The following is a 13,346-nucleotide window of genomic DNA, read 5'->3' as shown; positions in this document are numbered from 1 at the left end:
GCGAGATAGCGCCACAGGAACCGCTCCTAACAAACCTGCAGCGGATGTATCGCCTTCTTCCCGGTTTGCGTTGGCACACTCTGCCCTCCCAACCCGGTACACGACGCCAGCGTCTTGCATACCCCCAACACAATCGCATCAATCTCCTGCTCATTCACGGTCAATGGCGGTAACAGACGGATCGTCTTGCCACGTGTGACGTTGAGCAGCACGCCATGCTCGTGCGCGGCAATCGCTGCCAGATTCGGCAATGGCCGGGTCAGTTCGACGCCCACCATCAACCCCTTGCCACGAATTTCCAGCACATCCGGGTGCTCACTCAGGGCAGCACGCAATCCGGCCAGCAACCGTTCGCCCTGCAACCGGGCGTTATCCAGCAGGTGCTGTTCCTTGAGAATGTCCACGACTGTGCAGCCAACCCGACAGGCCAGCGGGTTGCCGCCAAACGTACTGCCATGACTGCCCGGCGTGAACAGCTCAGCCGCTTTACCCCGCGCCAGGCAGGCGCCGATAGGGATGCCATTGCCCAGGCCTTTGGCCAACGTCATCACGTCCGGGACGATGCCTTCATGCTGAAAGGCGAACCACTGCCCGGTGCGGCCCATGCCGGTTTGGATTTCATCCAGCATCAGCAACCAGGCGCGCCGACTGCACAGTTCACGCAGGGCCCTCAAATAACCCGGCGGAGCCAGTTGCACGCCGCTTTCGCCCTGAATCGGCTCCAGCAACATCGCCGTGATGCGATGGCCATAGGTCTGGCACACCTTGTCCAGAGCGGCCAAATCGCCAAATGGCACTTTGACGAAATCACCCGGCAACGAGTTGAAACCCAACCGCACAGCGGGCCCGTCGCTGGCTGACAGAGTCCCCAGAGTCCGCCCATGGAACGCGTTGTCCATCACCACCACCAGCGGCTTTTCAATGCCTTTGTGCCAGGCATACAACCGGGCCAGTTTCAACGCAGTCTCGTTGGCTTCAGCGCCGGAGTTATTGAAAAACGCCCGGTCCATGCCAGCCAGTCCGGTCAGCTTTCTGGCCAGTTCCTGCTGCCATTGAATGCTGTACAGGTTCGAGGTGTGCATCAGCAGGCCTGCCTGTTCGCTGATCGCCGCCACCAGCCGGGGGTGCGAATGACCAACGTTGGTGACTGCAACTCCCGCCACCGCATCGAGATACTCGCGACCAGCCTCATCCCACAGGCGAGTGCCAAGGCCGCGAGCGAAACTGAGTGCCAAAGGTTGGTAAGTGCTCATCAGGCAAGTGGCGGTCATGTTTGAAACTCCATCTCAGGCGTTGTTTTTTCCAGTATCGTTAGCAACCAGAGCTGGATAAACGGCGATTCCCTTCAATAATTTTAAAGTCAGGCTTGATAATGGATTTACTTCAGGCGATGTCGGTTTTTGTCAAAGTGGTGGAAACCGGCAGCATGACGGCTGCCGCACTGGAATGCGGCATGTCGACCACCATGGTGGGCAACCACTTGAGGGGGCTGGAACAGCGACTGGGGGTCAGCCTGCTCAAACGTACGACGCGTCGCCAGGGTCTGACAGAGTTTGGCGCTACGTACTATCAGCGTTGTGTCGATGTTCTGGCGCTGGTTGCCGATTCGGAGCAATTGGCTGCACAGTCTCAGGACATTCCCCAGGGGACATTGCGGATTACCGCACCTTTCACATTCGGCTCGGAAAGCCTCGCCCCGGCGCTGAGCGAGTTCATCCGCCGCTACCCGCAAATCAAGCTGGATATCGTGTGGAGCAACGAGCGCATGGATTTGATCGGGCAAGGGTTCGATGCGGCGATTCGTCTGGGCCAGATTCATAACTCAAGCCTGATCGCCAGACCCTTGCAGGATTACACCCTGACCCTCTGCGCGGCACCATCGTATCTGCAGCGTCGCGGCACGCCCGTCGAGCCGATGGATTTGCAACACCATGATTGCCTGGCGTTTGCCTACCCGGCCGGAGATGACTGGAGTTCAGTCGAAAAACACTGGCGGCTAACAGGGGCTGAAGGCGAAATATTGGTCCCGGTGAGTGGCCCCATCACCATGAATACCTCCGCCGGGCTGCACAAGGCTGCCCGAGGCGGAGCAGGCATCGCGATGATGCCCGACGCGCTGGTTCAGGATGATCTGGAAAACGGCAATCTGATCGCTTTGTTGCCTGATTACCAACTGCCTTGCCGCCCCATGCACCTGCTGTATGCCCAGGACCGCTACCGCTCGCCGAAACTGCGCAGTTTTGTCGACTACGTGATGGAGTTGTGGGGCCGCTCCGTTTGAAGGGAGCCGCTGATAACGGCCCCGGCGTCCATGGCACCGCGCTGTCTCGCGGCAAACACGGACCCTGTAGGAGTGAGCTTGCTCGCGACTCGGTTTATTGGTCGACGAATCTATCGCCTGAACCGACGCTATCGCGAGCAAGCTCACTCCTACAAGTCCAGCATCTGCCTGACACATCGCTAGATCGCACAGCACATGAAAATCTGGAGCGCACGAGCAGCGCGAGGCCGCGATGGCGGAGTGTCAGGCAGACCGTCATCGCGGGCCTCGTAATCTCCGTGAGCTGCAGGCCGACTATTCAATTAATCCCTACCGCGCAGCATCCCCCCACCGATATTCATGAGTAATGTCATCAAGCTGCGTCTTCAATGACTCATCCAGCACAAAATCCGCTGCGGCCAGAGTGTCATCCAGTTGCTCCGGGCGACTGGCGCCGATGATCGCCGAGGTGATCACAGGATTGGCCAACACCCATGCAACGGAGGTAGTGGTCATTGATTTGCCCGACTCGTTGAGCAAGGCCTTGAGCCGCTCGATACTCTGGAACTCGCGCTCATGCCAATAGCGCTGTTGGTACATTTCCCCAGCCTCACCGACACTCGCCGTGAAGCGGCCATCGCTGGGCGTGCTTTCCAGTGCGTGCTTGCCGGTCAGTAAACCGCCTGCCAACGGATTGTAGGGGATGACCGCCAGTCCTTCTTCTTTCGCCAATGGCAACAACTCGCGCTCGATCTGCCGGAACAACAGGTTGTAGCGAGGCTGAATGGAAACGAAACGGGTCAGCCTCAGGTAATCCGCCCTGCCGAGCATCCTCGCCATTCGATAAGCGAGGAAGTTCGATACCCCGATGTACCGCGCCTTGCCATGCTTGACGATGATGTCCAGCGCTTCAAGGGTCTCATCAAGCGGGGTCAGCGGGTCGTCCATATGCAGTTGATAGAGGTCGACGTAATCAGTGTTCAATCGTTTCAGCGAAGCTTCGATTGCGTCCAGCAAGTGTTTGCGTGAATTACCCTGATTCCAGGCCGCAGGTCCCATGGGAGCGCTGGCCTTGGTGGCGAGGATGAAACGGTCGCGTTTACCTTTGAGCCAACTGCCAACCACTTCCTCTGTTCGACCCACCGCATCGAATTTCGCGCCGAGTGGATACACATCTGCGGTATCGATGAAATTCACTCCGGCGTCCGTGGCGTGATCGATGATCCGGTGTGAAACCTGAGCATCGGTCTGCAAACCAAAAGTCATGGTCCCCAGACACAGCCGCGAAACGCTGAGGCCCGTTCGGCCGAATTGACGATATTGCATGCTGTTTCTCCTTGGCGGGCTTGGAAAACTCAAGCCTTTGAGGATAACCGCGCAAAGGTGCCGGTGTCTGGACCGCTCATCAAGGCTGCCTGAACGATGATTTTCCCTGCCCATAGGCTTGATTTGCCCTGAGGATAAAAAAAGTCCGGGCTATTCAAGACAAATTATTTCCAGCTTTGAAAATGCACTGCTACGCTTTTTCCTGACCCTCGATCGGGGAATCCCTAGCAAAGACAGGCAGTGGACACCCCCAAAAGCACCCATTCAAGCCATCACACCCTCGAATGAAGCTGGCATTGTCGAATCGACTGACGATTGACGCCATTAATGTGACTAAAGTCTCAGTCGGGTTTGCAGATAACACAGTATTCGCAATTTCTCCTTACTTAGTAGTTCAAGGATCGAACCATGATGCAGAGCCAAAACGGTAGTTCTCCTGCTCAAAGCCGCCCAATGCTCTTCCTCTGGTTTCCGCTGGTGCCTGCCGCTGCAGGTTGTGCCGCGCTTTTCCTGTCGGCCTCCACCCAGCTGAACATGGGTTTGAGTGCTGGCGTACTGGCTGTAGGTGTTGCCACAGGGTTGTTCGCCGCAGCCAGTCAGAATCGCAAACTGCAGGCCATTGCCAAGGCTGCGGGTTTGCATCAACAACTCGCTGCAGACAGCGCATCGCTGCAATCCAGCACACAGATCAATGAAGTTCTGCTGGGCGCGATGCCCATCTGGGCCAAGCAAGTCGAAAGCTCGAGAGAGCAGACTGAAACCGCCATCGTTGCTCTGACCGGCCGCTTCACAGGTATCTCTTCACGGCTGCAGGAAACGGTTCATGCGTCGCAACATGCGGCGGGCGATCTTGGCGGCCAGAGCGGCGATGGTGCGTTGCAAGTGCTTGCACAAAGTGACAGTGATCTGGTGCAGGTCATCAATTCCCTCAAGGCCACGCAGACCAGCCGTGATGAAACCCTGGCTCAGGTTCGCAACCTTACTGCCTACACGGGGGAGTTGCGCACGATGGCTGCCGACGTTGCGGCCATCGCCGCGCAAACCAACCTGCTGGCGCTTAACGCTGCCATTGAAGCGGCGCGTGCAGGCGAAGCCGGGCGCGGTTTTGCGGTGGTCGCCGACGCTGTACGCAGCCTGTCGAGCAAGTCCAGCGAAACCGGTCAGCAGATGTCCGCAAAGGTCGACATCATCAACAGCGCAATCAATCAACTGGTGCAGGCCGCTTCCAGTGGCGCGGACCAGGACAGCAACTCGGTCGTGAACTCTGAAAACACTATTCAGCGAGTACTTGAGCGATTCAAGAGCGTGACCGAGCGCCTCGCCGAGTCCGCCGAAATGCTTCAACAGGAAAGCTTCGGTATCCGTGACGAAATGACTGAAGTGCTGGTCAGCCTGCAATTCCAGGATCGGGTCAGCCAGATCCTGGTTCATGTGCGGGACAACATTGACGACCTGCACGCCCATTTGCAGCAGGCGACTCAGGCACCGGATCAGCCCGTGAATATTGACGCACGCAGCTGGCTCGCGCGCATGGAAGCGACCTACGCCACCGACGAGCAGCGCAAGACACACCACGGCAGCAGCGCCGGACAACAGAATTCACAAGAAATAACCTTTTTTTAGGAGAGCCTCATGGCTAAAAACATACTGGTCGTCGACGACTCCAGCAGCGTTCGACAAGTGGTCGGCATCGCCCTGAAAAGCGCAGGTTATGACGTTATCGAAGCAAGCGATGGCCGTGACGCCCTGAGCAAGCTCACCGGGCAGAAAGTGCACCTGATCATCAGCGACGTGAACATGCCGAATATGGACGGCATCACTTTCGTCAAAGAGGTCAAGAAGCTGCCGAACTACAAGTTCACCCCGATCATCATGCTAACCACCGAGTCTCAGGAATCGAAAAAGATGGAAGGCCAGGCAGCAGGCGCGAAAGCCTGGGTGGTCAAGCCGTTCCAGCCAGCGCAGATGCTGGCCGCTGTTTCCAAGCTGATTCTGCCCTGATTGCCTGCTACTGATGCCTGATACCGGGAGGTTGCGATGCCGCTTGCATGTGAAATTCTCAATGACACGGCACACGTGAACATCGACGGTGAGCTGACGATTTACACCGCGTCGGATTTGTCCGCTCAGTTGCTTCCACGGTTGGGCGCAACGCCACAGATGCAGATCGATCTGTCGCAGATCACCGAAATGGACGGCGCAGGCTTGCAACTGTTGATCATGGTCACCCGTGAGGCCGCGAAGGCCGGGACGGCACTGACCCTGACCGGCCACAGCAATGCGGTACTGGAAACCCTGCAACTGAGTGGCTTGGGACCGTCGGTTTGAATACCGACTCCCCCGGCTGCTGCGGCTGACATCACCAAAGGGAACTGAGCGTGAGCATTAATCTCGACCAGGCATTACAAACGTTCATCGTCGAGGCTCGCGAGCTGTTGGAGGCGATGGAAGAGTCGTTGCTGCAACTGGAAAGCGAACCCGGCGATGCCGACGCGATCGGCGCGATCTTCCGGGCAGCGCACACCATCAAAGGCTCGGCTGGCCTGTTCGGACTCGACCCGATTGTTAGCTTCACGCACATCGTCGAAGACGTGCTGGACCGACTGCGCGAAGGCAGTGTTGCCGCCGATGCGGGCCTGATCGCGGTGCTGCTGAAGTCCGGCGATCACATGCTCGAACTGATTGATGTAGTCGCCAGCCAGGGCGGCCAACTGCAAGCTCCTGCACTCGCTCGCGAAGCCGAACTGCGTCAACGCCTGCAAGCCTATCAGGCCCCCGCGAACGTCAGCAGCGATGAGCTGGAAGTGATCCCGGATACTGAACTCAACACCGAACAGGCCAGTGCCGTGCTTTGGCATATTTCCCTGCGCTTCGGTCACGACGTGTTTCGCAATGGCATGGACCCGTTGTCATTCCTGCGCTTCTTGAACACGCTGGGCGAGATCGTCACGGTGCAGACACTGACCGACAACTTGCCAGCGCTCGAGGCATGGGATGCAGAGTCTTGCTATCTGGGCTTCGAAATCGACTTCCATTCCAGTGCGACCCATGCCGCGATCAACGAAGTCTTTGATTTCGTGCGCGAAGACTGTCTGGTGGAAATCACTAAAGCGGAGACTGAAAGTCAACAGGAACGCTTGGGCACTGAACTGATGTCCCAGGCGTCGGACATCGCAGAGCAAGGCACCGCCATGGTTGCCATGGGCGAGTTGCTGGAAGACCAGCGCTCCGTGCCACGCGTGCCGGCCAACGTCTCCAGCGAGAAGCAGCTTTCCAGCGACAAGCCTGCCGAGAGCAAAGCCAAAGATGGCCGCTACGTCCGGGTCAACGCTGACAAACTGGACGAACTGATCAATCTGGTCGGTGAACTGGTGATTGCCAGTGCGGGCGCTACCCTGCTCGCCCGGACTTGCGACAACGACCCGCTGCAAGAGTCCACATCAACTGTTTCCGGGCTGGTCGAGGAAATTCTCGACGGGGCATTGCGTCTGCGGATGATCCCCATTGGTGACACGTTCAATCGGTTCCGCCGTGTTGTGCGGGATGTCAGCCAGGAACTGGGCAAAGACATCGACCTGATCATCAGCGGTGCCGAAACTGAACTGGATAAAACCGTCGTCGAGAAAATCGGCGACCCGCTCATGCATTTGCTGCGCAATTCAATGGATCACGGCATTGAAAGCGCCGAGGCACGCCTGGCTGCCGGCAAGCCTGCCAAGGGCCATCTGCACCTCAATGCCTACCATGACTCCGGCAGCATCGTGCTGGAAATTGCCGACGATGGCGCGGGACTGAATCGCGACCGGATTCTGGAAAAAGCCCAGGAACGTGGCCTCATAGCCCCCGGTGCAGTCCTCACCGATCAGGAAATCTACAACCTGATTTTCGAACCGGGCTTCTCCACCGCCCAGGCGGTCACCAACCTGTCAGGGCGCGGCGTCGGCATGGACGTGGTCAAGCGCAATATCACCCTGCTGCGCGGCACGGTCGATCTGGACAGTAAACCGGGGCAAGGCACCGTCATACGCATTCGTCTGCCGCTGACGCTGGCAATCATCAACGGTTTCCTCGTCGGGATAGGTCAATCCACTTACGTGATTCCGTTGGACATGGTCCAGGAATGCATCGAGCTAAACGAGAGCGACCGCCAGCTCAGTCGCGAACAGGGTTATCTGGACCTGCGTGGTGAAGTGCTGCCACTGGTGTATCTGCGCGACCACTTTCACCACGACGGCCCTGCCGCTCGCCGCCAGAACGTGGTGGTGGTGCGTTATGCCGAACATAAGGCGGGGCTGGTTGTAGACGACCTGCTGGGTGAATTCCAGACCGTGATCAAACCATTGGGCAAGCTGTTTGGCGCACTGCGCGGCATCAGCGGCTCGACCATTCTGGGCAGTGGCGCCGTCGCGCTGATTCTCGACATACCGGCCCTGCTCAGCCAAATCGTACACCTTGAAACACGCTACACCGCTAATCCAGCCCAATCGCCAGCCACTGCCCGTTGATGCATCCGCATTTCCATGGAGGTAACACCCGATGAAATGGTTTTACGATCTGAAGATCGCCACGAAGTTGATCGCGTCATTTCTCACGGTGCTCGCCCTCACCGCAGTCATGGGCGTGTTTTCCATTATTCAGCTGGGTCAGGTAAATGACACTGCCAGCGACATTCGCGATAACTGGATGCCGTCCATGCGTGCGGCGTCCGCCATGCGCTTTCAAGCGGCCAATTACCGTCTCAAGGAAAACCGTCACATCAGCACCGAATCCACCCAGGAAAAAACTACCGCAGAGCAAGAAGCGGCGGAAGCGAGGAAGCAGTTTGAGAGCCGGGTGGCGGTCTATGAAAAACTCATTTCCGGGCCGGATGAACGCCAGCTTTTCGACACGATGATGTCTGACTGGGCCGCTTATCTGACCGTCAGCAAAAACGTTCTGGCCCTTTCCATGCAGGGTGCGGAAGCCGATGCACGTGCTCTGTTGCGGGGTGAGTCGAAACGTACTTTCGACCTGGTGACGGCCGACCTGCAGAAAATGGTCGAATTTAACGACGCCGGTGCTGAAAAAGCCAATGTGCTGGGCAATGAACTGTACGCAACCGCGCGGATTTCGATCATTGCGGTATTGATCTCGGCGCTGATTGTCGGCCTGGGTCTGGCGCTGTTCATCTCGCGGGTCATCTCCCGCCCGTTGAAAGAAGCTGCGGTCGTTGCCGAACAGTTGGCCGAAGGCAACCTCAACGTGCACATCGAGCCGGGTTCCAAAGACGAAACCGGCATGGTGATCAACGCTATGCAAAACATGGTTGGCAAGCTCTCGCACATCATCGGTGAAGTGCGCAACGCAGCCGACAACCTGGCCAGCGCCTCTGAAGAAGTCAGTGCAACCGCTCAGTCCATGAGCCAGGCCACTAGCGAGCAAGCTGCCAGCGTCGAAGAAACCAGCGCCTCCATCGAACAGATGAGCGCCAGCATCAATCAGAACACCGAGAACGCCAAAGTCACCGACGGCATGGCCAGCAAGGCTGCCAAGGAAGCCACCGACGGCGGCGAATCCGTACAGCAGACCGTTGTGGCCATGAAGAAAATCGCCCAGCGTATCAGCATCATTGACGACATCGCCTATCAAACCAACCTGCTGGCCCTCAACGCGGCCATCGAAGCGGCGCGTGCCGGTGAGCACGGCAAAGGCTTCGCCGTAGTTGCCGCTGAAGTGCGCAAACTCGCGGAACGCAGCCAGGTTGCAGCACAGGAAATTGGTGAACTGTCGTCCAGCAGCGTCGACATGGCAGAGAAAGCTGGCAACCTGCTCAATGAGATGGTCCCGTCGATCAACAAGACCTCGGATCTGGTTCAGGAAATCAGCGCAGCGTCCGAAGAACAGGCAGCCGGTGTCGCGCAGATCAACACGGCAATGACCCAGCTCAACTCCGTCACTCAGCAAAACGCATCGAGCAGCGAAGAACTGGCTGCCACTGCTGAAGAGATGAGCAGTCAGGCTGAGCAACTGCAGCAGGCCATGAGCTTCTTCACCCTCGACGCCGCGCCGAAAGCCGCCAACCAGCCCGCGAAGTTCGATAACTCCTCAGGCACTACAAGCCGCAAGCCGTCTCGCCCGGCTCCGCAAGCGCCGCAGAAGTCGTTTGCGTACAACATGGCAAGCACCCCGGATGAATCCGAATTCACTCGATTCTGAGCGGATCCACCCACTCGCTTGTCATGAAGGAGACAGACATGGGCGCAATCGCTACGACACGACAAAATGTGACGGTCGTTGAGGAACAGGAGCAGTACCTGACGTTCATGCTCGGCACCGAGATGTTCGCCATCGGGATCCTTGGCATCAAAGAAATCATCGAGTACGGCAATCTTACTGTCGTGCCGATGATGCCGGCCTTCGTCCGCGGGGTGATCAACCTGCGCGGCGCGGTGGTCCCGGTAGTGGACCTGTCGGCGCGCTTTGGCCGCCCCAACTCGACGATTACCCGTCGCAGTTGCGTGGTCATCATCGAAGCCAGCACAGCGGACGGACAGTCACAGGACATCGGCCTGCTGGTGGACACGGTTTCAGCGGTGATGGACATCCCCGCTTCGCAAATCGAACCACCACCCAGCTTCGGTGCAAAGATTCGTGCCGATTTCATCAGCGGCATGGCCAAGGTCGATGGCAAGTTCGTCATCGTTCTGGAAGTTGATCAAGTGCTGTCCATCGACGAGATGTCGAGTCTGGCCGCGGTTGATCAGATTCCGGCCATCGACGCCGAACAGCGCTGACCCGGGACGGCAGATATCGTGAACGGAACAGTGCTCAACGACAGGGAATTCAGCCAGTTTCAGTCCTGGTTATACGGGGCGGCGGGCATCAGCCTGTCACCCGCAAAAAAAGCGCTGGTGGCGGGTCGCCTGTTCAAGCGCCTCAAGCACTATGAGCTGGAAAGCTATGGCGAATACTTCAAGCTGATCATGAGCGGCCAGCGCAGCGACGAACTACAGGTTGCGCTGGATTTGCTCACCACCAATGAAACTTACTTCTTCCGCGAGCCCAAGCACTTTGATTTTCTCCGCCAGCAGGTATTGCCCAAAGCAACACCGGGCAAGACTTTTCGAGTGTGGAGTGCCGCGAGCTCTTCGGGCGAAGAACCGTACAGCCTGGCGATGACCCTGGCCGAAAGCCTCGGCACTACGCCGTGGGAAATCATCGGCTCGGATATCAGCAGCCAGGTGCTTGCCAAGGCCCGTGCCGGACATTACCCCATGGAGCGCGCCACCAACCTGCCCCAGCCCTTGCTGCACAAGTACTGCCTCAAGGGCATTGGCAATCAGCACGGCACGTTTCTGGTGGACCGGGGGTTGCGCAACCGGGTCAACTTTATTCAGGTCAATCTAAATGAGGCTCTGCCGGAACTCGGCGAGTTCGACGTGATCTTTCTACGTAACGTAATGATTTATTTTGACCAGGAGACAAAGATCAAGGTTGTTGCCCGTCTGCTCCCGCGCCTCAAGTCCGGTGGGTATTTCATTGTCAGCCACTCTGAAAGCCTCAACGGCGTCAGCGATGCATTGAAACTGGTAGCACCCTCGATCTATCGCAAGCCATGAATACCACCGTTGATGAAGTCTTTCTGGCGCCGGGTGACTTTCACTTCGCGACAAATCCTACCCGCATACGCACGATCCTCGGGTCCTGCGTTGGCATCACTTTCTGGCATCCGGTGCGCAAGATTGGCGCCATGTGCCACTTCATGCTGCCAACCCGGACCCACCGATGCGGCGGGCTGAATGGCAAATACGGTGACGAAGCGATCGAGATGTTCCTCGAACACGCCAAAGCACACCGCACCGCGCCGGAAGACTATCAACTCAAGTTGTTCGGGGGTGGCGAAATGTTCCCCCACCACAAACGTGGCGTGCATTACAGCGATGTTGCGCGGATGAACGTCCGGGCGGCACTGGAGCTTGCCGATAGCCACGACCTTGACCTGATTGCACAGGACATGGGCAGCACAGGCTACCGCAATGTCATTTTCGACCTTTGCAACGGACATGTCTGGGTCAGACACAAACCAATAAGGACAACCACGGAACATGGCCACGAAAAAAATAAACGTACTGCTAGTCGATGATTCGGCGGTAGTTCGTCAAGTTCTGCTGGCCATCCTCAACGACACGCCTGACATCCATGTGATGGGGGCAGCGTCTGATCCGATCTTCGCCATGGAAAAACTGGCCAAAGAATGGCCGGACGTGATCGTGCTGGACGTGGAAATGCCTCGCATGGATGGCATTACCTTCCTGAAGAAAATCATGAGCGAGCGCCCTACTCCGGTGGTGATCTGCTCATCGCTCACCCAAAAAGGCGCAGAAACCAGCCTGCAGGCAATGTCAGCGGGTGCCGTGGAGGTCATCACCAAACCCACCACGGGCCTGAAGAACTTTTTGCTGGAGTCGGCCGCGGAACTGATCGGTGCGATTCGCGCCGCCGCCAACGCCAATGTCAAAAACCTCGGCCGACGCGCAGCAGCGCCGGTGCTGACACCTGCGACACGCTTGAGCGCCGATGCAATTCTGCCGGCCGCGCAGGGCCACGCCATGGCCCAGACCACCGAACGCATTGTCGCGCTGGGCACATCCACCGGTGGCACTCAGGCCCTGGAAGCGGTGCTGACCGCCCTGCCTCGGGTGTGTCCGGGCATCGTTATCGTGCAGCACATGCCGGAGAAATTTACCGCGTCCTTTGCCGAGCGGCTTAACGGTCTCAGCCAGATTGAAGTACGCGAGGCAAAGAACAACGACCGCATCCTGCCTGGTCTCGCCCTCATCGCACCTGGCGGCAAACACATGATGGTCACCCGCAGCGGCGCGTTCTATCACGTACAGGTGGTGGACGGCCCTCTGGTAAACCGGCATCGCCCGTCGGTGGACGTGCTGTTTCGCTCGGTCGCCAGATTCGCTGGCAAGAACGCCACCGGCATCATCATGACCGGCATGGGCGATGATGGCGCTCGCGGGCTGAAGGAAATGCTGGATGCTGGTAGCGCCACAGTTGCCCAGGATGAGGCAACCTGCGTGGTATTCGGCATGCCAAAGGAAGCGATCAAACTGAATGCCGCGCAACGCATCATGCCGCTGCACGACATCCAGCACGCGATCCTGCACAAATAGCGTTTTTCTAATGCCTTGATGCGGTTTTGCAGCTTGCTCTGTGGGGCGCGGTCTACGATGCTGTTGGCAGACTGTCAGGCCGCCCTACGCCGCCTCGGGTCGTTACGGGAGAACAACAAATGAAAACCGTTGCACAACTGCTCAAGCTCAAGGCGTCTTCCAATCAGAAGGTCCACACCATCTCCCCCCACCAGATGGTGCTCGATGCTCTCAGGCTCATGGCCGAGAAAAACATCGGCGCACTGCCCGTGGTGGACAACGGCAAGCTGGTAGGTGTGGTCAGCGAGCGGGACTATGCCCGCAAGATGGTCCTTCAGGGCCGCTCCTCGGTGGGCACCCCGGTCAGCGCGATCATGAGCAGCAAAGTCATCACTGTCGACTCCCAGCAGAGCGTCGAAGCCTGCATGGGCATCATGACCGACAGCCATCTGCGCCACTTGCCAGTCGTGGAAAACGGGGAATTGCTGGGACTGTTGTCCATCGGTGACCTCGTCAAAGAGGCCATCGCCGAGCAAGCCAGCCTGATCAAACAGCTGGAGCAGTACATTCGCGGGGATTGAGCCTGAGCCCACACCCTGTTGGAGCAAAGAATGCGGTCT

The 13,346-nt window shown here is 58.0% G+C and carries 13 protein-coding genes; 11 read left to right on the top strand and 2 right to left on the bottom strand.

Translation table 11 applies throughout. The annotated features are described in order from the left end of the window. Nucleotides 1–26: 26 nt before the first annotated feature. On the bottom strand, nt 27–1,271 hold the full coding sequence (locus H8S59_RS22015; RefSeq protein ID WP_187522797.1) for an aspartate aminotransferase family protein: 1,245 nt from the start codon (nt 1,269–1,271) through the stop codon (nt 27–29). Nucleotides 1,272–1,372: 101 nt separating this feature from the next. On the opposite strand from H8S59_RS22015, the gene H8S59_RS22010 reads away from it, so the two are divergent. Further along, nucleotides 1,373–2,281, top strand: a complete 909-nt coding sequence (locus tag H8S59_RS22010; protein WP_187522796.1) for a LysR family transcriptional regulator — start codon at nt 1,373–1,375, stop codon at nt 2,279–2,281. A gap of 309 nt (nt 2,282–2,590) precedes the next feature. On the opposite strand, the gene H8S59_RS22005 is transcribed toward H8S59_RS22010, so the two are convergent. Next, nucleotides 2,591–3,586, bottom strand: a complete 996-nt coding sequence (locus H8S59_RS22005) for an aldo/keto reductase (RefSeq protein WP_187522795.1) — start codon at nt 3,584–3,586, stop codon at nt 2,591–2,593. A 408-nt stretch (nt 3,587–3,994) separates the two neighbouring features. Between H8S59_RS22005 and H8S59_RS22000 the strand changes: the two genes are divergently transcribed. From H8S59_RS22000 to H8S59_RS21955, 10 genes are all read left to right on the top strand, one after another. After that, nucleotides 3,995–5,209: a methyl-accepting chemotaxis protein gene (locus H8S59_RS22000; RefSeq protein ID WP_425504601.1), complete on the top strand. Its 1,215-nt coding sequence runs from the start codon at nt 3,995–3,997 to the stop codon at nt 5,207–5,209. Between the two features lie 9 nt (nt 5,210–5,218). Continuing rightward, entirely contained in the window at nt 5,219–5,587 is a 369-nt protein-coding gene (locus tag H8S59_RS21995; protein WP_027902808.1) for a response regulator, read from the top strand. A 36-nt stretch (nt 5,588–5,623) separates the two neighbouring features. Further along, entirely contained in the window at nt 5,624–5,914 is a 291-nt protein-coding gene (locus H8S59_RS21990) for an STAS domain-containing protein (protein WP_027902809.1), read from the top strand. A gap of 50 nt (nt 5,915–5,964) precedes the next feature. Next, entirely contained in the window at nt 5,965–8,091 is a 2,127-nt protein-coding gene (locus tag H8S59_RS21985) for a chemotaxis protein CheW (protein WP_187522794.1), read from the top strand. 31 nt (nt 8,092–8,122) lie between these two features. Further along, nucleotides 8,123–9,781 (top strand): methyl-accepting chemotaxis protein, encoded by a 1,659-nt coding sequence (locus H8S59_RS21980; protein WP_095098136.1) that lies wholly within the window; start codon nt 8,123–8,125, stop codon nt 9,779–9,781. A 38-nt stretch (nt 9,782–9,819) separates the two neighbouring features. Beyond that, a complete protein-coding gene (locus H8S59_RS21975) occupies nt 9,820–10,359 on the top strand; it encodes a chemotaxis protein CheW (protein ID WP_095098139.1) in 540 nt (179 codons plus the stop codon). Between the two features lie 18 nt (nt 10,360–10,377). Beyond that, nucleotides 10,378–11,184, top strand: a complete 807-nt coding sequence (locus H8S59_RS21970) for a CheR family methyltransferase (RefSeq protein ID WP_176469914.1) — start codon at nt 10,378–10,380, stop codon at nt 11,182–11,184. Beyond that, the gene (gene cheD, locus H8S59_RS21965) at nt 11,181–11,708 is read left to right on the top strand and encodes a chemoreceptor glutamine deamidase CheD (RefSeq protein ID WP_095098147.1); all 528 of its coding nucleotides are present in this window, start codon (nt 11,181–11,183) and stop codon (nt 11,706–11,708) included. The genes H8S59_RS21970 and cheD overlap by 4 nt, the downstream gene beginning before the upstream one ends. Continuing rightward, nucleotides 11,671–12,747, top strand: a complete 1,077-nt coding sequence (locus tag H8S59_RS21960; RefSeq protein WP_187522793.1) for a protein-glutamate methylesterase/protein-glutamine glutaminase — start codon at nt 11,671–11,673, stop codon at nt 12,745–12,747. Before cheD ends, H8S59_RS21960 begins: the two co-directional genes overlap by 38 nt. A 119-nt stretch (nt 12,748–12,866) precedes the next feature. Continuing rightward, on the top strand, nt 12,867–13,307 hold the full coding sequence (locus H8S59_RS21955) for a CBS domain-containing protein (protein ID WP_095098152.1): 441 nt from the start codon (nt 12,867–12,869) through the stop codon (nt 13,305–13,307). Nucleotides 13,308–13,346: the final 39 nt, after the last annotated feature.

The organism is Pseudomonas folii (genome assembly GCF_014357575.1).
In the GTDB taxonomy this organism is placed as follows: domain Bacteria; phylum Pseudomonadota; class Gammaproteobacteria; order Pseudomonadales; family Pseudomonadaceae; genus Aquipseudomonas; species Aquipseudomonas folii.
Note: the sequence above shows the minus strand (reverse complement) of the source record. Positions and strands in the feature narration are given on the sequence as shown.